At 44.6% G+C, this 20,170-nt stretch carries 20 protein-coding genes; 12 read left to right on the forward strand and 8 right to left on the reverse strand.

Translation table 11 applies throughout. From position 1 onward, the window contains the following. Nucleotides 1–7: 7 nt before the first annotated feature. Complete coding sequence (locus R8N28_RS16045; RefSeq protein ID WP_065275116.1) at nucleotides 8–2,038, reverse strand: S8 family serine peptidase; 2,031 nt, start codon at nucleotides 2,036–2,038, stop codon at nucleotides 8–10. 466 nt (nucleotides 2,039–2,504) lie between these two features. Between R8N28_RS16045 and R8N28_RS16050 the strand changes: the two genes are divergently transcribed. Next, on the forward strand, nucleotides 2,505–3,761 hold the full coding sequence (locus R8N28_RS16050) for a type 2 secretion system lipase (protein WP_017819748.1): 1,257 nt from the start codon (nucleotides 2,505–2,507) through the stop codon (nucleotides 3,759–3,761). A 155-nt stretch (nucleotides 3,762–3,916) separates the two neighbouring features. Here R8N28_RS16050 and R8N28_RS16055 read toward each other — a convergent pair whose 3' ends face one another. After that, nucleotides 3,917–4,516, reverse strand: coding sequence for a TetR/AcrR family transcriptional regulator (locus R8N28_RS16055; protein WP_054728629.1), 600 nt, complete (start codon nucleotides 4,514–4,516; stop codon nucleotides 3,917–3,919). 111 nt (nucleotides 4,517–4,627) lie between these two features. Here R8N28_RS16055 and R8N28_RS16060 point away from each other — a divergent pair, with 111 nt between their 5' ends. Beyond that, on the forward strand, nucleotides 4,628–5,170 hold the full coding sequence (locus tag R8N28_RS16060; RefSeq protein ID WP_262635374.1) for a carboxymuconolactone decarboxylase family protein: 543 nt from the start codon (nucleotides 4,628–4,630) through the stop codon (nucleotides 5,168–5,170). A gap of 96 nt (nucleotides 5,171–5,266) precedes the next feature. Here R8N28_RS16060 and R8N28_RS16065 read toward each other — a convergent pair whose 3' ends face one another. Genes R8N28_RS16065 through R8N28_RS16075 form a run of 3 tightly spaced genes read right to left on the reverse strand, consistent with a single transcriptional unit; the run spans nucleotide 5,267 to nucleotide 9,799 of the window. Continuing rightward, nucleotides 5,267–6,643 (reverse strand): efflux transporter outer membrane subunit, encoded by a 1,377-nt coding sequence (locus R8N28_RS16065; RefSeq protein WP_081048933.1) that lies wholly within the window; start codon nucleotides 6,641–6,643, stop codon nucleotides 5,267–5,269. Nucleotides 6,644–6,657: 14 nt separating this feature from the next. Further along, a complete protein-coding gene (locus R8N28_RS16070; protein WP_065275115.1) occupies nucleotides 6,658–8,622 on the reverse strand; it encodes a MacB family efflux pump subunit in 1,965 nt (654 codons plus the stop codon). A gap of 1 nt (nucleotide 8,623) precedes the next feature. Next, nucleotides 8,624–9,799, reverse strand: a complete 1,176-nt coding sequence (locus R8N28_RS16075) for an efflux RND transporter periplasmic adaptor subunit (RefSeq protein WP_005384341.1) — start codon at nucleotides 9,797–9,799, stop codon at nucleotides 8,624–8,626. A 772-nt stretch (nucleotides 9,800–10,571) separates the two neighbouring features. Here R8N28_RS16075 and R8N28_RS16080 point away from each other — a divergent pair. The 4 genes from R8N28_RS16080 (at nucleotide 10,572) to R8N28_RS16095 (ending at nucleotide 13,811) form a co-directional block, all read left to right on the forward strand. Further along, the gene (locus tag R8N28_RS16080; protein WP_065275114.1) at nucleotides 10,572–11,915 is read left to right on the forward strand and encodes an OmpP1/FadL family transporter; all 1,344 of its coding nucleotides are present in this window, start codon (nucleotides 10,572–10,574) and stop codon (nucleotides 11,913–11,915) included. A gap of 78 nt (nucleotides 11,916–11,993) precedes the next feature. Then, a complete protein-coding gene (locus R8N28_RS16085) occupies nucleotides 11,994–12,713 on the forward strand; it encodes a carbonic anhydrase (protein WP_021821301.1) in 720 nt (239 codons plus the stop codon). Between the two features lie 79 nt (nucleotides 12,714–12,792). Beyond that, nucleotides 12,793–13,356, forward strand: coding sequence for a YtfJ family protein (locus R8N28_RS16090; RefSeq protein WP_065275113.1), 564 nt, complete (start codon nucleotides 12,793–12,795; stop codon nucleotides 13,354–13,356). Between the two features lie 20 nt (nucleotides 13,357–13,376). After that, nucleotides 13,377–13,811, forward strand: a complete 435-nt coding sequence (locus R8N28_RS16095; RefSeq protein ID WP_065275112.1) for a hypothetical protein — start codon at nucleotides 13,377–13,379, stop codon at nucleotides 13,809–13,811. 79 nt (nucleotides 13,812–13,890) lie between these two features. Here the strand turns inward: R8N28_RS16095 and R8N28_RS16100 are convergent, their stop codons facing one another. Both R8N28_RS16100 and yjjG read right to left on the reverse strand, forming a co-directional pair. After that, nucleotides 13,891–14,430: an NUDIX domain-containing protein gene (locus R8N28_RS16100; RefSeq protein WP_005374107.1), complete on the reverse strand. Its 540-nt coding sequence runs from the start codon at nucleotides 14,428–14,430 to the stop codon at nucleotides 13,891–13,893. A gap of 51 nt (nucleotides 14,431–14,481) precedes the next feature. Further along, the gene (yjjG, locus tag R8N28_RS16105; protein WP_005374109.1) at nucleotides 14,482–15,156 is read right to left on the reverse strand and encodes a pyrimidine 5'-nucleotidase; all 675 of its coding nucleotides are present in this window, start codon (nucleotides 15,154–15,156) and stop codon (nucleotides 14,482–14,484) included. Nucleotides 15,157–15,294: 138 nt separating this feature from the next. Between yjjG and R8N28_RS16110 the strand changes: the two genes are divergently transcribed. The 6 genes from R8N28_RS16110 to R8N28_RS16135 all read left to right on the forward strand — a co-directional run bounded on the left by R8N28_RS16110 (nucleotide 15,295) and on the right by R8N28_RS16135 (nucleotide 19,479). Then, nucleotides 15,295–16,218: a LysR family transcriptional regulator gene (locus R8N28_RS16110; protein WP_005384329.1), complete on the forward strand. Its 924-nt coding sequence runs from the start codon at nucleotides 15,295–15,297 to the stop codon at nucleotides 16,216–16,218. Between the two features lie 115 nt (nucleotides 16,219–16,333). Next, the gene (locus R8N28_RS16115; RefSeq protein ID WP_029795225.1) at nucleotides 16,334–16,648 is read left to right on the forward strand and encodes a hypothetical protein; all 315 of its coding nucleotides are present in this window, start codon (nucleotides 16,334–16,336) and stop codon (nucleotides 16,646–16,648) included. A gap of 47 nt (nucleotides 16,649–16,695) precedes the next feature. After that, nucleotides 16,696–17,382: a helix-turn-helix transcriptional regulator gene (locus R8N28_RS16120; protein WP_005497912.1), complete on the forward strand. Its 687-nt coding sequence runs from the start codon at nucleotides 16,696–16,698 to the stop codon at nucleotides 17,380–17,382. 164 nt (nucleotides 17,383–17,546) lie between these two features. Further along, nucleotides 17,547–17,729, forward strand: a complete 183-nt coding sequence (locus R8N28_RS16125; protein WP_021035913.1) for a hypothetical protein — start codon at nucleotides 17,547–17,549, stop codon at nucleotides 17,727–17,729. A 1,187-nt stretch (nucleotides 17,730–18,916) separates the two neighbouring features. Beyond that, entirely contained in the window at nucleotides 18,917–19,111 is a 195-nt protein-coding gene (locus tag R8N28_RS16130) for a hypothetical protein (protein ID WP_225455344.1), read from the forward strand. Beyond that, nucleotides 19,099–19,479 (forward strand): hypothetical protein, encoded by a 381-nt coding sequence (locus tag R8N28_RS16135; protein WP_005374128.1) that lies wholly within the window; start codon nucleotides 19,099–19,101, stop codon nucleotides 19,477–19,479. Before R8N28_RS16130 ends, R8N28_RS16135 begins: the two co-directional genes overlap by 13 nt. 90 nt (nucleotides 19,480–19,569) lie before the next feature. On the opposite strand, the gene R8N28_RS16140 is transcribed toward R8N28_RS16135, so the two are convergent. Next, complete coding sequence (locus tag R8N28_RS16140) at nucleotides 19,570–20,121, reverse strand: sugar O-acetyltransferase (RefSeq protein WP_065275110.1); 552 nt, start codon at nucleotides 20,119–20,121, stop codon at nucleotides 19,570–19,572. Nucleotides 20,122–20,170 lie beyond the last annotated feature (49 nt).

Consider the following 20,170-nt stretch of genomic DNA (forward strand, 5'->3'; position numbering starts at 1 on the left):
TCACTCCTTATTGAAAGGTCAGAGTCCAACTGTTGATGGTGCCTGTGTCTCTTCTGGCACTGTCCACCGCTTTTAGTTCCCATGTACCTTGCGATTCAAAACCAGAAAAATCCGCTTGGAACGTATTTTTTATATCGTTAGCGCTGCTGCCGGTATTATTGTGAAGTACAACTTCTCCACCAGTCGGTGACGTTACAGTCACTCGTAAATCACCGATGTAAGTGTGGCTAATATCAACGTCAATACTTACTGTGCCTGAATCACCAGAGCGATCGACTTCTACTGCACTGATTGCGCCAGAAGATTTATTATCTGGAATCGCAACAGGGCTGGTATTTGAGAAGCTAGAGTCCGAAGAGCTACCACCATCAGGTCCATTACAGCCAGCGTCCAAGAACAGCTTCGCCGCTTCAGCATTAACTAGGCCGTGGCCAGTACGGTTGTCTCGACCAGCAACATCAATATCTGTTGCAGTTTTCACTAGGGCATTACGTACTTGCGCTGCTGTACAGGTTGGGTGGTAACTCCACACCAAACCAGCTACGCCCGTTACGTGCGGTGTCGCCATTGATGTACCATTGTAGTACTCGTAATCTTCACCAGAGGTTGTTGCAACAGTAACTTCCTGACCAACATACCCCAACAGCTCTTGACCAAATGCACGATCAACCGTTACCGAAACCATACGATAAGCGTTGTTTGTGTCTACCAAGAATGGGTTTTGTAAACCAGGTAGTTCAGAGTTGCTGTATACGATTGCAGCTCGCGCACCCGCATTGTAACAAGCCTGAACCGCATCCACTTCAGGGTAGTTTCCTGAAGACTGGTTGCCAATGCGCTCAGTCAAACAAATTTTGCCCGACATATCACCACAGTTAAAGTTACCGCCAGATACATCACAGCTATCTAGCGTTGCCGTTACTGAACCCGCGATTGGATCCGGAACATACGAAGAACCGTTATTGATCAAACGATTGTGAGGAACAATCCCACGATCAAACTGGCTTACACCATTCAAGGTAATATCAGAAAGTTTACCTTCACCTACCGTAACCGTTGATAAGATCGCCACACCCGGGCCTGAGATCTCAACTTGATTAGTAGATTGTGAGAACGCCGCATGATCATTTTGATTATCAACAGCCGCAACAGACATCACTGAGTCATAAGAAGCTGGATAGCTGTGCGCTGTATTGCCATCATTACCCGCAGCGGCGATCAATAGAACGCCTTGATCGTAAATATTTTGCAGTGCATTTTGCTCAGTTCGGCTTGATTGACTACCACCAAGGCTCATGTTCACAACGTTAGCACCATTATCGGCACAGGTTTGGATTGCTTTAACAAGCCCAGATGAGTAACCCCAACCCGATTCGTTAAATACTTTCACGATGTGCAAATTCACATTCTGGTTTGGCATCACACCCTTTACACCTTCGGTGTTGGCAATCGCAGCAATCGTACCCGCGACGTGAGTACCGTGGGCATTGTTGTTACCCGGATCACTCCATGATCCCGTACCACTATCGTTAGTACCGGCAACGCGGTTACCGCTTAGGTCGTTGTGCGAAATGTCGTACCCTGAATCGATAATACATACAGTGCGATTACCCGCATTGAAGTCAGCTAACAGTTGAGCATTAACCGCTTCATATCCCCATGGAGTCGTTTCGCTGAGCAAATAGCGAGGTGGATCGACTTCCACGTATTCCACATCACTACGGTTGCGAAGCGGCTCTAAGTCATCGCCATCCAATTCAACGCTGTAAATGGCGCGATTGCCCAGTTTTTCCACCTTACGTGCCTTCACCTGTTCTAGAACAGACTCCTGCGCGATTCGTGGCCCCCAGAATGAGTTCCCCCCCATTGAAGAACGGCTGACTGCATCTTCTTTGAATTTGACGATGTACTTCGTCGGTAATTTAGATTCATCAAATCCCATTGGTGGAGCCGCAAACGCTGACATCGAAGTGGTCAGTGCTATTGCTACGGCAGACAACGAAAATAAGCCTTGTTTTTTACTTGTTGTGTAGTGCATTTGCCCTATTCCTTATTTGAGCTAATTTTTATTCACTATATTCTCATGAAAAGTCATCATCATGATGTTTACATGAGAGCTTCAGCTATAGTTTACAGAGCAAAAATGCCAAACAATTTGTTTCATGAATATACAAATTTGTACAAAAGATCATTCAATAAACACTTTAAGTTAACATTAAAAATCACCGACAAAACCTTATAAAGCAATTACTTAATTAACAAAAAGTGAATGTTAAATTAATGTTAGTGAGTAATTATTCTAAATATCACCCATTTAATCGATTGCTATGCTGAATGGATTTTTTGACCGTGGTGCCAAAACTGAAATATTGAATATTTAGTTGTTGACTGTCTTGAGCATTTACTCAGAATTAGAAGGTTTAGTGAGAAAAATTCTCATCTAAATACTGTTATAGCCGAGCGTATTCACGCATTCGGAACAATAACCATTACAAGAAGAGTGAATGATGAAAAAAACAATCACACTATTAACTGCATTACTTCCGCTTGCCTCCGCCATTGCAGAGGAGCCAACTTTATCACCAGCAATGGTTTCTGCGGCTGAAGTGGTTAGCGCGCAAGAAAATCAAACTTATACGTACGTTCGATGCTGGTATCGTACGAGCCACTCTAAGGACGATGCGGCTACCGATTGGAAATGGGCAAAAAACCAAGATGGTAGTGACTTCACTATCGATGGCTATTGGTGGAGCTCTGTTTCATTTAAAAACATGTTCTACACCAATACCTCACAAAACGTAATTCGTCAGCGTTGTGAAGAAACACTAGATCTAGCGAACGAGAACGCAGACATTACATTTTTTGCTGCTGACAATCGTTATTCTTATAACCACACGATCTGGAGCAATGATGCTGCAATGCAACCAGATCAGATAAACAAAGTAGTGGCTTTAGGCGATAGCTTGTCTGATACAGGCAACATCTTTAACGCGTCCCAATGGCGCTTTCCTAACCCGAATAGCTGGTTCTTGGGTCACTTCTCAAACGGTTTTGTTTGGACGGAATACGTTGCTAAAGCCAAAAACTTACCGCTATACAACTGGGCAGTTGGTGGCGCAGCAGGTGAAAACCAATACATCGCGCTAACTGGTGTCGGCGAACAAGTTTCTTCTTACTTAACCTACACAAAGCTGGCGAAGAACTACAACCCTGCTAACACATTGTTTACGTTAGAGTTTGGTTTAAATGATTTCATGAACTACAACCGTAGCGTGCCGGAAGTAAAAGCGGATTACGCTGAAGCTCTGATTCGTTTAACAGACGCTGGCGCTAAGAACTTCATGTTGATGACACTGCCTGATGCAACCAAAGCACCACAGTTCAAATACTCAACACAGGAAGAAATTGAAACGATTCGTGCGAAAGTATTGAAAATGAACGAGTTCATCAAAGCACAAGCGATGTACTACAAAGCCCAAGGCTACAACATCGCATTGTTTGATACACACGCACTGTTTGAGAAGTTAACCTCGGCACCAGAAGAACACGGTTTCGTAAATGCAAGCGACCCTTGCTTAGACATCAACCGTTCATCCTCTGTTGACTACATGTACACTCACTCATTACGTTCTGAATGTGCAGCATCTGGCGCAGATAAGTTCGTGTTCTGGGATGTGACTCACCCAACCACAGCAACGCATCGTTATGTGGCTGAAAAAATGTTAGAAAGCAGCAATAACTTAGAAGAGTTTCGCTTTTAATAAGCCGTTGTTGTTCATTGCAAGTTAATCTGCATAAAAATGACCACGATGCTTCGTGGTCATTTTTTATCGATATCGACCCCCGATAACGGGTTTATTTGAGCTCGCTTAGTTCAAGCCGTTGATTTAGAGACGTTGACTTTGAGCAGCCTCATTCAGCTTTCTGTTTTTGATACGTTACCGCGGAAGCTGTCCACCATAATAGAGATCAACGTCTTTAAGGTTACATCATCACTACGGTATGAGTAGGCTCGTATACCCGTAAACTGAACCTGGAACAACTGAGCAAGAAGCAATGTATCCTGAGCTTCAATTTCGCCATTCTCGATTGCTCGCTCAAACAGCTTTGCAAGAAAAGATTCAAATTGGTTTGCTAAGCTGTTTGTTTGATTGCGCAGCGCATTAAAATCCTCAGCAAATTCACTTGCTGATTTGACTAACATGCACACTTCACTGGGATTGGAGTCTCGCTGATTGATAACCACATCAATCGCGAAAGCTTCTATTGCATCTAGAACCGTTGTGTTCTGAGCTAAATGCAACTCAAACAGGGCTTGTAAGTTCGCAACGTACATTTTTAGCGCTTCACAATATAGCCCCTCTTTTGACCCAAACGTCGCATAAATACTTCCAGGACGCAGATTAACGCTATCTTGTAAATCACGTGTAGATGTTGCATGAAAACCTTTCTTCCAGAATAGATCCGAGGCGGCTTTCACCACTTCATCACGTTGGAATTTCTTTGTATTCGCCATGAGCAATTATCAATTTTGAACATATGCTCAATTTTATATTGAGCGACCGCTCAAAATCAACTATCCTGTTCTTGCCTAATTCGCTCATATCCAACTACAGGAGATTTAAACATGGCAGAATTTAAACTGTATACCGCAGAAAACGCACCCGAAGGATCAAAGCATCTGATTGAAAATTCAGTCAAAGCGTTTGGCATGCTACCAAATCTTCATGCTGTTAAGGCTGAAGCGCCAACCTTGCTTGAGGGTTATCAAGTTGTGCATGAGCTCTTTCAACAAACATCATTTAACGCAGAAGAATTGACCGTCGTATGGCAAACCATCAACGTTGAACATGGTTGTCACTACTGCGTTCCTGCTCATAGTGCGATCGCGGCGTCAATGAAAGTGGATCAGGAGATTGTCGATGCTCTCGTCAACCAAACACCATTGGCAGACGAAAAACTTGAAACACTACGAGAAACAACGCTTCAAATGGTGCGTCAACGTGGTGTAGTGGAAGAGTCTCAGATAGAGAAATTCTTTGCGGCAGGTTACGGACAGCAGCAACTGCTTGAAATTGTTCTTGGTCTAGCGCAAAAAGTGATGAGTAACTACACCAATCACCTAGCTGACACCCCGGTTGATGCACCTTTCAAGAAGTTCGCCAAGTAACTTAAGCTTTTATTACTGGTCCCATTCATGGGACCAGTAATACCTTCAAAAAAGGCTTTGTTGCATGGCGCTTCGCTAGTGTGAGCTGACACCTAATTACAACGGCGCAACGTCGGCTCCTCCTAAAGACTGGTAAAGCGTAACCTGAGTGAGAAACTGGTTGTAGCGGTTCTCCAACAAAGAAGCTTGTGCGTTTCTGGTGTCTTCTTGGGCATTCAAATAGTCCATGATCGATGTCGAGCCATACTGATACCGCGCGGCATATATGGACTCAGCGGCACTTGCGGCATCATATTGTTCTTGTAAACGCGCCGCCTGATACTTCAATTTCTCGCGTGCCGACAAGGCATTTTCGACATCTTGGAATGCGGCGTACAACACTTGGCGATAACTTACAATAGCTGATTGATAGTCTAAATCGGCAATGGCTTGGCTATTTTTCATCTCATTCCACTGCAAAAACGGCAACGTCATATCTGCACCTAAACTGCCGATCGGGTTGGAAAGCAGGTCTTTGAGCGCTTGTGACGATCCACCCAAAGCCCCAGTGAGCGTCAGCTTAGGCAAGTAGTCCAAATCTGCTGCGTCTTTATTTGCTAGCGCGGCTTTGACTTCATAAATCGCTGCTTTAATGTCGGGTCTGCGGATCAATAAATCAGACGGAGCACCAACACTCAACGATGGCATATCGCCTTCAGGCAGCATTTGGATGTTTGCACTGATGCTCTTCGGCGGTTGATTGAACAAAATCGCAAAGGCGTTGTTTGCCTCAAGTAAACTCTGTTCAAACTCACTTTGCTGCGCTTGTAAGCTTGCCAACGTACGTTTGGCTTCAAGCACATCTAACTGATCCACAGCGCCAAGTTGGTACTGTTTTTCAATCAATTGTAGCGTTTGAGCTGCGTCTTCCACATTACGCTGACTGAGGTTTAAGCGCTGTTTCAGATAGCCGATTTGCCAATATAACGATGCCGTCGTTGCCACCAAACTTTGTGCGGTCGCCTCGCGATCTTGTTGACTTGCCATCGCCGTCCACTTGGCTTGGTCAACGTCCGCCGAGATTTTTCCCCACAAATCCAACTCGTAATTGACGGACAAGTTAGTGCTGTAGCTATCTGCCGATTCCCCGCCATCAAGAGATTTTTGAACTTGTCCTGATGTGGAAGAACTCAACGTAGGGAAAAGGTCATCTTGCGCTAAACCCAGCTGTAAACGCGCTTTCTTTAGCGTTAGCGTTGCCAGCGTCAAATCGTTGTTTTGAGCCAACACCTGAGTAATGTATTGATTAAGCGTTGGGTCGTTAAACGCCAACCACCAAGGATCCATACTGACATCACCCGCAACATGCATCTGTTGCCAATTTGCAGGCACTTGCACCTCAGGAGCTTGATAGTCGCTACGCATAAGCGAACCACAACCTGACAACCACACTGCGCTTAAGGCAGCCGCGACCAATCGAGTTTTGAATTTCATTGTGTTACTCATTTTTAGTCTCTCGCTAGCGCTTCTATCGGATCGAGTTTGGCGGCATTGCGAGCGGGTAAAAAGCCGAAAGCGATGCCAATCAACGTTGAGCAAATAAACGCCCAGATGATCGAGTTCATTGAGTAAATCATTTGGAAGCTGCTGCCAGATGTACTGAATGCAAAACCAATCAAAAACGCCAAGCCAATACCAGCAATGCCACCACACAAACACACCAGTACCGCTTCAATCAAAAACTGACGCAAAATATCCGCTTGCCGCGCACCCACAGCCATTCGCACACCGATCTCTTTCGTGCGCTCTGTCACCGACACCAACATAATGTTCATTACGCCAATTCCGCCGACAATTAGGGAGATCACCGCAATCGCTGAGATCAGTAACGTCATGGTTGCGGTGGTTTTCTCGATGCTCTGACGAATGGTGTCAGTGTTAATCGTGAAGAAATCTTCTGTACCGTGGCGCATTTTTAACAAGTTGATGATGCTCTGCTCTACCGCCGCACTTGGGGCGTTCTCATCAATCCGTACAGTAATGCCGTTGAGGTAGCGTTGTCCCATCATGCGTCCCGACATAGTGGTGTATGGCACCCAAATTTTCAGCGCGTCGCTGTTACCAAACGCGTCTTCTTTTTTCTGCGTGACACCCACAATACGCACTGGCAATGAACCAAGAAAAATCACTTCACCAATCGGATTTCTATCCGCAAACATTTCCTTTCTGGTGTTGTCATCAATCACTGCTTCTTGGGCGAGTGAGTTCACGCTCTCTTCATCCCAAAACTGACCTTTGGCAATCTCATAACCGCGCACACGGAAATAATCTTCCCCAACCCCTTCCACAGACGCGGTTGCATCCTGATTGGCGTAACGCACGGTTAAGCTGTTGGATAAAGACGGCGTGACACTGTCGACAAAAGGTAGACTCTCCAACGATTTAGCATCGTCGCCGGTTAGCGTTTTCACTCGTCCGGAGCGGCGGTCACCAAACCCTTTGCCCGGCCTGACATCAATGGTGTTTGTTCCCATGGATGAAATATTCGACAAAATTTGCTGTTGTGAACCATTACCTAGTGCCACCACGGAAACCACCGAGGCTATACCAATAATGATGCCGAGCATGGTCAAAAACGTGCGCATTCTGTGGCTAGACATCGCCAGCAGCGCCATTTTTAGCGCGTCAATAAAACTGTCCCACTTCCACCACTTACTGGCGGCTTGCGCTGGGCGATGAAAAGATGCGCTCGGTGTCTTTGCTGCTTGCTCATTGATTACAACTTGTGCATTTGGCGTATCTGCAATGATTTCACCATCTTTGATTTCAATGATGCGATCCGCAAAGTTCGCCACGTTCATATCATGAGTCACTAAGATGATAGTATGCCCAAGTTGATGCAACTCTTTAAGCAGTGCCATCATCTCTTGCCCACTGTGACTGTCTAATGCGCCAGTGGGCTCATCAGCGAGAATCACCTCACCACCGTTCATCAGTGCACGAGCAACACTCACGCGCTGTTGCTGGCCACCACTCAGTTGGCTGGGCTTGTGGGTCAAACGATCTTCCAGCCCCAAGCGAGCCAATAGTGACTGCGCTCGATCCGTTCTTTGACGATGAGGAACTCCCGCGTAAACCGCCGGTACTTCCACGTTTGCCACCGCGGTTAAATCCCCCAGCAGATGGTAACGCTGGAATATAAAGCCAAAATACTCGCGGCGCAGTTCCGCCAGTTGATCAGATTCCAACGTCGAGACATCTTGCCCATTAATGAAGTATCGACCGCTGGACGGTTTATCCAAGCAGCCGAGCACATTCATCAGCGTCGATTTACCTGAACCTGATGCTCCCACGATCGCGACCATTTCACCGCGTTTTATCTCTAAATTAATGTGGTTCAACACAGTAAGCGATTCGTCGCCAGAGACAAATCGTCGAGTTAAATCCTCAACTTTTAAAAGCACGTCACTCATCTTAGAACCTCATTGGAGGTCGACGACGATCACCTCGGCTTGATGATTCTCCATCCATAGCATTGCCAAGAACAACTTGGTCGCCCTCCTTCAAACCTGAGAGAATTTCTGCGTTCACTTTGTTGTTAATACCCACTGTCACGGGCTTTTGCACCACTTGGCCCTGTTCAAGCACTGGCACGGTATAGTTGCCTTTGCCGCCAGATTTTTGCAGCACTTGTGAAGGGACAATCAAGGTATTTTCCGATTGCTCAAGGACAATCGAAACTTGCGCAGTCATGCCGATGCGCAAAATACCTTGCGGGTTCTTCACATCAAATACAGCGTTGTAGTAAATGGCGTCGCTATCTGAAATGCTCAAATCGCTGTCATCGCCATCCATGATGGTTGGCCCCGGCTCAATGGCGCGCAGTGTGCCTTTAAACTGCTGATTCGGTTTGCCTAAAATGGTGAACAGCGCCGTTTGGCCTGGGTGAACAAAAATCACATCGGCTTCCGAAATTTCGGCTTTCACCGTCATCGTATCTAACTTGGCTAACTCGATAATAGTTGGCGTGGTTTGATTGGCGTTTACGGTTTGTCCTTCTTCCACCGCGGTGTAGACCACCGTGCCATCCATCGGTGCGTTGATGGTGGTGTAACCGAGATCTAACTGCGCATTGTCGACGTTGATTTTGGCTTTCTCGATTTCGGCATCCAGTTGCGCTAACTCGGCTTTGTAGATGGCGAGCGTCGCTTCGGCATTCTCGTAATCAGCTCGTGAGCTCGCTTTCGCTGCCAACATGCCTTTTTGGCGCACGTATTCATAGTTTGCTTGTTTAATCTGCGCTTGCTTAGCCTGGTACTGAGCGTTGAGACTATTAAGAGACGCTTGGGCTTCTTTGAGGCTGTTTTGCTGAGTCAGGCTGTCAATCTGTGCAATCAAGTCCCCCTGTTTGATCTCATCCCCTAAGTTCACAGCGAGGCGTTGAATTTGCCCAGATACTTGCGCACCTACATTCACCAATTTGGACGCTTGCAACATGCCGTTGGCTAATACCGCCTTTTCGATATTGCCTTTGCGAACGACTTCTGTCGCGTAAGGAGAAATGGGTTCTGGACGTTGCAGATAATGATAACCACCAGCACCAATAGCGAGTAGGCCACACAAAACGAGCCATTTTTTATTGAGTTTCATAGCAGGAGTGAAGTAAATAATCGTTTTGATTTTATACTGCTATTTGCCTTAGCCGTACAGGGTACGAGACGTAAAGATAGGTAAATTAACGTCAAGATACTGAAGGAATAACTTCACTAACGTGAAAAATCATAAATATTATAGTCACTTCAAAACTTTATCATCCAATAAATATAGCAAAGACCATTTTTAATATAGAAATTCAAGTTATAAGTATTATAAACAAAACTTTTAAATACCAACAAACCAGTAAAATCCAAAATTATTCAACATTCCATCCATTTAAATTTCATTATGGCCATTTTTAATTATTGAATTTCAAGAGGAGTTAAGTGATAAGTTAAATAAAAAATACCCACATAACACAGGTAAGACCGAGAGGAGTGTGTCATGTGGGTTTAAAACGATAGTTCTCTTGCTGATTCGAACTACCAACGTTGGGATGCAATGGAAATACAAATGACTCAGAGTTTCCATCACGGACACTTTATCGCTGGATTTGCCTCTGTTTGTTAGGGAACAGTCAGCACAACAAAAATAGAGAAGTAATACCGCAAAAATAAAAATAGAGGCTCTGATTTTAATTTACACGTAAAATAATCACCACATTCACGACATGAACCATTAATAAATTCATCAATAAATATTTATTAAGTTAAATTAATTTATTGTCAACATATTGTTAGTTTTACTCCTAAATATACTGGTCAGATTTGTTTATTTTACTGCTTTTCGTTGCAATACAACCTCTAATTAATTCATGAGAAAAAACATGCATCGACAATTCACTCTTTCACCGATTTATTTATTAATCGGTTTAGCCTCATCGACGGCGTATGCCGGTGGTTTTCAAATTAACGAACATTCGGCGACGGGTCTTGGTCGTGCTTTTGCTGGTGATGCCGTCATTGGTGATAATGCATCTGTAGTCAGCCGCAACGCCGCAGCGATGACGCTGTTTAAACAAAATGCCTTATCGTTCGGTGTCACTTACGTCAAACCTGACGTTACCGTTAAAAATGCGCAATATCATCGAGCTAACATTAATGCGGATGTCAATGTTGGTATGGGCGGTTTTCCTCCGTCCCCTCAAGTTGACATTACCCCGTCCTTCTCTCAAACCGTGACCGACATTGATGACGTCGATGGCGTTGGTCAACCAGCCGTTGTACCCAATTTTTACTTTATTCACCCTATCAACGACGACTGGTATCTAGGCTTATCGGCATACTCCAACTTCGGAACCGACATGGAGTTTAAACCAAACTATGGCGCACCTGTTTTTGGCGGTGTCACCAGCGTAGCGAGTGTCAACCTTGGCGCAAGCTTGGCATACAAGGTGAACGATCGTTTTAGTATCGGTGGTGGTATTGATGTGATTTACGGCTCTGGTGAGCTGTACCGCGATATGGACGTGGGTGTTTGCGTTGGTGGGAACATACTTGGAAACGAACTAGAACAACGCTGTGGATCCGTAAAAGGCAACGCACTTGATGTGGAAGCTGGCGGCATTGGGCTTGGCGCGAATATTGGCATGATGTACGAGTTTAACGAACGTCATCGCTTAGGTTTAAGCTACAAGCACAGCCCTAACATCAATGCCAAGGGTGACATCCACTTTGCTGGCGAATCGTACGACTCACTTGCTATGCCGCTACCGGATATTGCGGAGTTTTCCGGTTATCACCGCGTCTTACCTAAATTTGCCCTGCACTATTCTGTGCAGTGGATTGGTTGGTCAGCATTTGACAGCTTGAAAGCTGATGATCAGTTGCTAAAAGATTTTCAGTGGCAAGACTCCGCGCACTACTCCATCGGTGCGACTTGGTACGCCAATGAACGTTGGACACTACGCACGGGTTACATGTTCGACAAAACACCTGTCGATGAGCTGACTTCGCTTTCTATCCCAGATTCGAACCGTCACTGGTTATCTGCGGGCGCCTCTTACCAATGGTCATCAGATACCACGGTTGACATCGGCATGACGTACTTGATTGGTGAAGATGTCAACGTAGAAGAGTACGCGTATGAAGGTGTTCCTGCACCTATGGTGACGGGCGTGACCCATTCAAATGCGTTCCTAATTGGTGCCCAACTCAGCCACCGTTTCTAATTTGTCAGGCAGTGATCAAACCTCTAGGTCATTGCCTTGTAACAACGCTTATCGAAGCGACCGAACAGAGACATTATTATGAACAAAACACTACTTGCTTTTTCACTCTCACTTCTCACTCTAAGCGCGGCTCAGGCTTCGGAATGGGGCTATGGCAATGACAAACACGGGCCAGAGCACTGGGGAGAAATCGCCAAAGACTGCGCAACCACGAAAAACCAAAGCCCAATCAACATCGACAACCCAGCCGACGCAAAACTGGAAGCACTGAACCTTTCGTACACTGGTCAGGTCATTGGTTTAACCAACAATGGTCATACGCTGCAAGCGCAAGTGAACGGACGTAACAGCTTCACCATCGATGGCGAGACGTTCGAGCTGCAACAGTTCCATTTCCACACACCTTCAGAAAACCAAATCAAAGGCCGCCAATATCCACTTGAAGCGCACTTTGTACACGCCAACGCAGACGGCGAGTTGGCGGTAATTTCGGTGATGTTTGATGCTGGTGATCAAAACGCAGCACTGTCTAAACTGATCAACGCAATCCCACAAGAGAATCAAACCACTTTCTTTAAAGATACGTTTGAGATTAACGACTTACTGCCAAAAACTGCAAACTACTATCGATTTAACGGCTCTTTAACCACACCGCCATGTTCAGAAGGTGTGCGCTGGTTTGTGCTTAAAGACACTCAAACCTTATCCAAAGATCAAGCTGAGAAACTGATGGAAGTCATGGGACAAAACAATCGTCCGCTGCAACCGCTAAATGCGCGCGTTGTACTTTCTAACTAAACGCCACATCCGATAAGGGGCATCGTATTTGCCCCTTATTTTGATTCGCTCTAACCTCACTTCGTTACAGGAACCCCCAATGAAAACTCCATCTGTTCTGTCACTCTTACTCGCACTCGCACTCGCACTCGCCCCGACACTCGCCTTCTCTCATAACCTTTCTGTCGGTCAAACCACCCCTTCCGTCAGCATTGATACCTATGGCGAAATGACGCTGCAAGGAGACGATGTGGCTTATCAACCTTGGGCAACTCAGCAGATGTTAGGCAAAGTCCGTGTGATACAAGCCATTGCAGGTCGTAGTAAAGCCAAAGAGATGAACGCGCCGCTGATGTCAGCAATCACTGCCGCTCACTTTCCTGAAGATCAGTATCAGACCACAACCGTGATCAACCAAGAAGACGCCATTTGGGGAACCGGTACATTTGTTAAATCGTCGGCAGAGGACAGCAAAAAGACATTCTCTTGGTCTTCCATGGTGTTAGACAAAAATGGCGTATTAGCAACAACTTGGGATCTGCAGCAAGAAAGTTCTGCGATTATCGTACAAAATAAACAAGGTGAAATTTTATTCGTGAAAGAAGGGGCTTTAACTCAAGACGAAGTCACACACGTCATCGAACTGATTAAACAGAATATCTAAACCTAAGGTAAGGAAAAGTTATGAAACTGTTCAACACCATCGCGCTCTGTCTTTTAGCGGCTGTAGCCTCTTTCCAATCGATTGCTGGAGACAACGATTGGGACAAGATTGCAGATAAAACCGTCAGTTTTAAATCGGAAACCGACACAGTCAATCCACTGTCACCATTTGCTAACGCTCGTTTTAGCCACATCAAAATCAAATGTACGCAAGGTACGGTCGTTCTGAAAAGCGTTAAAGTAATCATGAAAGATGCTCAGGAAAAGACGTTCGACAGTTTAGGTGTTCTGACTAAAGGCATGTCATCAAGAAGCTTAAGCCTACCAACAAAAGATAACGCGAAGTTAGACAAAATCGAGTTGAACTATGAATCGGTTGGCAGCACTGCGCTGCAAGTCGCGGGGGTGACCAAAAAAGCGCAAGTGGAAATCTTAGGTAAGAAAATCGACGAGTAAGCGATGGCTCAACGAACTCACCCAAACTAAAAACAGCGGCACTAGGCCGCTGTTTTCATTAAAAAATCGTCATGGATAACTAAATGAATTTCTTCAGCTTCGCCAAACCATAAGCGGCGATGGTGACACAATCTTTGATCGTGCCGTCGATCATCATCTGTTCGAACTCCTCAACAGAAAAAGCGCGAGTGATCAAATCCTCTTCTTCACTGTCGAGTTGATTGCCCACGTCCGTTAAATCACTGGCGAAGTAGACGTGACATGTCTGATTCAAAAAGCCGTATGCGATAAACTGCGCGCCGACATACGCCATAGTGCTCGCCTGCATACCCGTTTCTTCACGCAGTTCGCCTTTGGCAAGCTCAAGATGATCCGCATCTGGGTTTGATTCCCACGCCCCTTGTGGGATCTCCCAACAACGTTGACCTACGGTGTAACGGTACTGCTGAACCAAGTGAATCATCCCGTTATCGATAGCCAGAATCGCAGCACAATCAGGTTTGTCGACCACACCATAGATGCCCTCTGCGCCGCTCGGACGTAAAATTTTGTCCTCACGCACCGTCATCCACTTATTCTGGTAAACGACTTTGCTGTCTAGCTGTTTGATATCTGACATGATTATTCCTTGATTTTTCTGAGGGTTACTACGGAATAATACCCGATTCGGTTACGCCACCAAAATGTTCTTTAGTTCACTCAAAGACTCAACGGTGTAATTTGGTGCGATACGCTCATCGACGCTTGCGCCTGTGGTATTTAACCAGCAAGTTTCAATACCAAAATTATTACCACCCAGAATATCGGAATGCAGGTTGTCACCCACCATCAGTACGCGCGTTTTGCATGGGTTGCCCATTTGCTGCATCGCGTATTCAAAAATACCTAAGTCCGGTTTTGCTACGCCCACTTGTTCAGAGATCACCACTTTATCGAAGTACTCAGTCATCCCTGTGCGCTCAAGGCGAATTGCTTGCAACTCTGTAAAACCGTTGGTGATGATGCCCATTTTGGCTTTGCCTTGCAGCGCTTCCATCAGCTCTTTTGCACCTGGCAACAAGCTGCAAATATCGGCCATTGCTTCTAAAAATGCGCTATTGAGATCTGCTGTTGTGGTATTCAGCTTCTCAGCCCACTCGGTAAAACGCTTATGTTTTAGCTCATCTGCCGTTACTTTGCCGTCTTGGTAATCCACCCAAAGCGGTTTGTTTACGGTTTGGTAATGAGCAAAATCTTGTTCAGTAAAATCTACGCCTTTGCGAGAAAACATAAGCTGCAAACCTTTGAAAGCATCAAAGTGGAATAAGGTTTCGTCAGCGTCAAACAGGATCCAATCGTACTTCATTTTCTTCTTCCCAAAATCAAGGTCGTAATACTGGTGCATAGTCTAGATTGTTTTCTTCTTGAAGATAATCTCTATAATTGGAAATTAATTGTATCCTTGTGCTCAACAATAAATGCTTCACGATAATAGGAGATTGATGTGAACGCGATTGCCTCCCTGCCCGTTTTTGTTGCTGTTGTCGAATGCGGCAGCTTTTCCCTTGCGGCCAAACAGCTGAATCTGACGAAATCGGCGATCAGCAAACGCATCAACCAACTAGAAGACGATTTGGGCATTCGTCTCCTTAACCGAACTACGCGTAAGCTGAGCCTGACCGAAGCGGGAGAACGCTATTTTGAGTACGCTTCTCAAGCGCTCAATCTGGCCCAGCAAGGCGTAGACGCGGTATCTGAGCTGCAAGGCTCTCCACAAGGTCGGCTCAAAATTACCGTGCCGATGTCTTTCGGTGTGCTGCATATCGCGCCTTTGATCAGCGAGTTTCTCGCTCGTTACCCGAAAATTGAAGTGGATTTAAACCTCGAAGACAAAATGGTCGATTTGGTTAAAGACGGTTTTGATTTGGGGATCCGTATTGGTGAACTCACCTCTTCCAATCTAATCGCAAAACGCCTCGCCCCTTGTAAAAGTGTGCTTTGTGCCTCGCCAGATTACTTAGCGGAGTTTGGAACACCACAAAAACCAAGTGATTTAGTCAGTCACAACTGCCTGCGCTACTCCTATTTCCGTGGCGGCGTCGAATGGATGTTCATCAACAACGGCAGCGAATACAAGGTGCTTCCAAAAGGAAACTTTATCGTCAATAACAGCGAAGCCATTCGCCAGTTGCTGTTAAGAGGTTCGGGCATTGCGCAACTGCCAACATTTATTGCAGGAAGAGACTTTGCCGCAGGAAATCTAAAACCGGTGATGGAAGAGTATTCTCTACCAGAACACGCCATTTATGCGGTTTTTCCTGAGCGCAAGCACATGCCGTTGAAAGTAAGAGCCTTTATCGATTTTATCAGCGAAAAACTCGGCACAGATTTACCTTACTGGGATCGTTACAACAGCCCAGAAAAATAACCATATTGATGATAAGTGAGTGAGATTTCACTACTGACATGTTCTGACATTCCATCCGCGTAACCTTATTTGGAACTCAACAGGCAATCCGCCAAAACCAATAAGGAATCACAATATGGAAACCGTTATCGAAACTGTGCAATTTCGTCTAACCGCAGGCACAACAGAGCAAGACGTGATCGCCGCTGCCAAACAGTCACAAACGTTTGTGAAGAATCTGCCGGGCTTTTTGTATCGCTCACTCAGTCACGAAGCGACGGACGATGTGTGGACAGACATCATTTACTGGCGTTCAATGGACGATGCAAAACAGGCAGGAAAACAGCTCAAGCAAGCCGCTGAATTTCAGCCTCTGTTATCAATGATTGACTGCGAAAGCTTCGAGCTTATACATCACAACTTAAAAATGTGCAGTGAGCTAGAGAAGTAATCAGCCACACTACTACTAACAACCAGTAGGTCTAGATAAGGAACATCATGAGCAAATCAGAACGACTGTTTGAGCTACTGACGCTTTTGCGCGCAAAGCGTTACGCCGTGACAGCGAAAGAGCTCGCAGAAAGAATGGAAGTCAGCGAACGTACGATTTATCGCGATATTCAGTCGTTGCTCAGTTCTGGTGTTCCGATTCAAGGTGAAGCAGGTGTCGGCTACCTGTTGCAAGCAGGCTCTCATCTGCCACCTTTGATGTTCTCAGAAAAGGAGATGATGGCGCTTGAACTGGGTATGCGGATGGTTCGAGCCTGGTCGGACGCCGAACTCGCCGAAGCGTCTCACTCTGCGTCCACCAAAATACTTTCGGTATTGCCAGATAAGCTCAAACAACAAGTGGAAGATTGTCCGCTGATTGTGCCCGATTATCACACCCAATCCGAGACTGCCAAACGAGGGCAGCTTCTGCGCCACGCGATTGATCATCAGTTTAAGGTCAGTTTGGATTACCAAGATGAAAGCGGACAGGTGACCGAGAGAAAAATCCAACCGTTAGGCCAGTTCTTTTGGGGCAAAGTCTGGACGCTGGTCGCCTGGTGCGAATTGCGCGATGACTATCGCCAGTTCCGCCTCGACCGTATCCAAGCACTGCGTATGCACGATGAAGAGTTTCAGAGTGCGGAAACCAAATCTCTCAAACATTATATTGCGCAGTATGAATCGAAAGATTGAGTATTTTTCATCCCTCCATCACAAGGATTCCAAATTGCTCTGCTCAATGCGCGATATTTGGAAAGGCACATTTGGTTAAACTAATGTTTCATTTTTAACGGATGCGCAACCAACCTAAGATCGTTAACTTAAGTAGCACGTCAACCACACCGGAGCGTGAAGCTATGAAAGTACTGATTCAATACACCCAAGCAGGGAAATATCGAGATCAAGCGTGGGAGTCTTTAACTCTTCGATCTAAAGGTGATATGCAGGCAGTTACCCCTTCTTATGCTGCCCAACTTATCGAACAAAGCAAAGCGACACTTGTGATGACAGAGGAGCAACAAATCGTTATTCATCCATAACCGATTATTAGCCTTGTTTAACCAACCTTTGTTAGTTGTGCAAGGCTTACATCTCGCCATTTCACGTTATCAATTTTATACACGACCAACTATATTTACATAAAAATCAATAAAATAGTTCTTATTTTCGTTCTCGACACTCCTTCAAAACGGCCTTACATTCATAGCTAAGATATAGGTTATCTGTTAGTCTCTTTATTTCTTCATGATAAAAATTAGGATAAAACCTTTGAAAAAGCATCGGTTTATTATAAGGATAGGTGCAATATGCAATTGATCTGGAACATTATTGGATACTTAATGTTCTCTGGTGTATTAGTTATTTTTTTTCAAGCATTCTTTATAGGTATCATGCACCTTTTAATGCCAAAAGACATTGTCAATAGCTACTTTAAAGAACCTTATTTTAACACTTTCGAACTAGCTCTATTTACAGGTTGGCCTTACGCATTTTTCCGAACATTGATGTTTGTTCGTTTAATCGTTCAACCTAACTCAGGTAAAAAACGAAAGTTACCCGATGTATCCCAAGAGGTGCCTAGGTGGTACCGCCTATTATCCTTCATAATAATATGGGTAATTATCATAAACTCTACAATGTTAGCACTTGTATTTTTTATCGCAGGTTTTTTATCACTAGCAAATCATGTATGACCTTCACTTATCCAACCAAGTTTAATATCACACTTTAAATGTAAAAAATCACATTAACAATTTCATGCAAATAATAAATACATCAGCTAATTTGTAACTTTTTAAAATGAAAGTCTAGAATGCAAAAAATAAACCTTTTTAAATATAGTTTTTTGTTAGTATCTGCACAAACAAATTATTAGCTAGAGGTGCTCTGTGTCGGGATTATTTGAGTATAAGATAAAAACTCATGATAACTTATCATCAATTATATTAAACATGTATGGTACTCCATATGAAAGGCTAAATTTATCACTTGATAATAAAAAGCTTACGAGTCTATCCGCATAGCTCGAAGTTGAGGGTTACCTGCGAATGCTCATATAGTTAAACAAGCTGAAAAACTGAATAAAATAGCTCAAGCATCTAAAGTTGGCGGACATGTTTTAGTATGTGTTGGTCTAACGGCTTCCTGCATTCAGATTGCGAATACACAAGACCAACATGAGAAGAATGAAATTTTTGTTGAGTCAATAACTAGCACAGCTGTAGGAATGGGTACCAGCGCGTTAGTCGGTCTATTTTTAGTATCAAACCCTATTGGCTGGGGGACTGCCATTGTACTCGCTGCCGGTTCAACGGCTGTAGGTTATGCATCCGGTAAAGTGGCAAAAAGCTTTTATAATTCAATTGAAAGCAAGCCAAACTTAGTCGCTAGTACTGGAATAGAGTCTATATGCAGCAAGTAATCACATTTCTTTTTTACACTTTAATGACTGGTGTGATTATTATTTTCTTACAAACCATTTTTATCGGTGTCATGCACTTTCTGATGCCGAAGGAGATTGTTGGAAACTATTTTAAAAAACCATATTTTAATGAATTTGAGCTTTCTTTATTCACAGGGTGGCCTTACGCATTTTTCCGAACATTGATGTTTGTTCGTTTAATCGTTCAACCTAGCTCAGGTGAAAAGCGAAAATTACCTAATATTTCTAGAGAAGTACCAAAATGGTATCGTTATTTGTCGATTCTATTACTAGGTATTATCATTGTTAACTCTGTTGTCGTTGCCCTGACTTTATCAATTGGTGCCGTTCTTTTAGCAATTGAGTGAGGAATTAACATTAAAATATAACGATGTACTCGACGAAGAGAGCTCAGTCTGAACTCTCTAATCGCCAGAGTTATTGCATACTAACCTCTACTATTCTTCGTTGAGACGGCGAATCAACTTAGCTGGCGTGCCTCCGTATAGACAATCTGGCGGCACATCATGGTTGACTACCGAGTTCGCCGCAATAACCGAACGAGCGCCAACTGTTACACCTTGGTTAATGACGGAGTTACCGCCAATCCACACATCATCTTCAATCGTGATGGGTTTACAAAACGTTTCCCAACGTCGGCGACTGCGGTAATCAACAGAATGAGAAGCGGTATAAAATTGCACGCTCGGTCCAATGAGCACGTGGTTCCCGATGGTAATTTTGGCACCATCGAGCATGACCACGTTCATGTTGATAAAGGTTTCTTCACCTATTTCGATGGTCTTACCAAATTCACAATGAAAAGGGGACTGGACAATACAACGGCCTACCTTGCCAAATAGCTGCTTTTGCAATTCGTCGCGCTGACTTTCGTCGGTGTTATTATTAAGTGCTCTAAGTGCTTGAAGAGCATGGCTTCTAATGGCGTCAATTTCTTTGTCCATGCCATCAAAGACCTGGCCAGACATCATTTTTTCTAGTTCTGTCACTGGAAGACTCCTACAACCTGCAATTACTGCTTTCAGATTCTTCACAAGG

The sequence above is a fragment of the Vibrio sp. Vb1554 genome (assembly GCF_033344235.1).

Bases quoted from the DNA above. Each gene is read 5' to 3' on its own strand.
- R8N28_RS16055 (WP_054728629.1), bottom strand. From the start codon at position 4,516: ATGGCGAATACAAAGAAATTCCAACGTGATGAAGTGGTGAAAGCCGCC.
- R8N28_RS16125 (WP_021035913.1), top strand. From the start codon at position 17,547: ATGAAAGTACTGATTCAATACACCCAAGCAGGGAAATATCGAGATCAA.
- R8N28_RS16045 (WP_065275116.1), bottom strand. From the start codon at position 2,038: ATGCACTACACAACAAGTAAAAAACAAGGCTTATTTTCGTTGTCTGCC.
- R8N28_RS16100 (WP_005374107.1), bottom strand. From the start codon at position 14,430: ATGTCAGATATCAAACAGCTAGACAGCAAAGTCGTTTACCAGAATAAG.
- R8N28_RS16095 (WP_065275112.1), top strand. From the start codon at position 13,377: ATGAAACTGTTCAACACCATCGCGCTCTGTCTTTTAGCGGCTGTAGCC.
- R8N28_RS16085 (WP_021821301.1), top strand. From the start codon at position 11,994: ATGAACAAAACACTACTTGCTTTTTCACTCTCACTTCTCACTCTAAGC.
- R8N28_RS16075 (WP_005384341.1), bottom strand. From the start codon at position 9,799: ATGAAACTCAATAAAAAATGGCTCGTTTTGTGTGGCCTACTCGCTATT.
- R8N28_RS16065 (WP_081048933.1), bottom strand. From the start codon at position 6,643: ATGAAATTCAAAACTCGATTGGTCGCGGCTGCCTTAAGCGCAGTGTGG.
- yjjG (WP_005374109.1), bottom strand. From the start codon at position 15,156: ATGAAGTACGATTGGATCCTGTTTGACGCTGACGAAACCTTATTCCAC.
- R8N28_RS16070 (WP_065275115.1), bottom strand. From the start codon at position 8,622: ATGAGTGACGTGCTTTTAAAAGTTGAGGATTTAACTCGACGATTTGTC.
- R8N28_RS16115 (WP_029795225.1), top strand. From the start codon at position 16,334: ATGGAAACCGTTATCGAAACTGTGCAATTTCGTCTAACCGCAGGCACA.
- R8N28_RS16080 (WP_065275114.1), top strand. From the start codon at position 10,572: ATGCATCGACAATTCACTCTTTCACCGATTTATTTATTAATCGGTTTA.
- R8N28_RS16090 (WP_065275113.1), top strand. From the start codon at position 12,793: ATGAAAACTCCATCTGTTCTGTCACTCTTACTCGCACTCGCACTCGCA.
- R8N28_RS16120 (WP_005497912.1), top strand. From the start codon at position 16,696: ATGAGCAAATCAGAACGACTGTTTGAGCTACTGACGCTTTTGCGCGCA.
- R8N28_RS16060 (WP_262635374.1), top strand. From the start codon at position 4,628: ATGGCAGAATTTAAACTGTATACCGCAGAAAACGCACCCGAAGGATCA.
- R8N28_RS16050 (WP_017819748.1), top strand. From the start codon at position 2,505: ATGATGAAAAAAACAATCACACTATTAACTGCATTACTTCCGCTTGCC.
- R8N28_RS16130 (WP_225455344.1), top strand. From the start codon at position 18,917: ATGGGTACCAGCGCGTTAGTCGGTCTATTTTTAGTATCAAACCCTATT.
- R8N28_RS16135 (WP_005374128.1), top strand. From the start codon at position 19,099: ATGCAGCAAGTAATCACATTTCTTTTTTACACTTTAATGACTGGTGTG.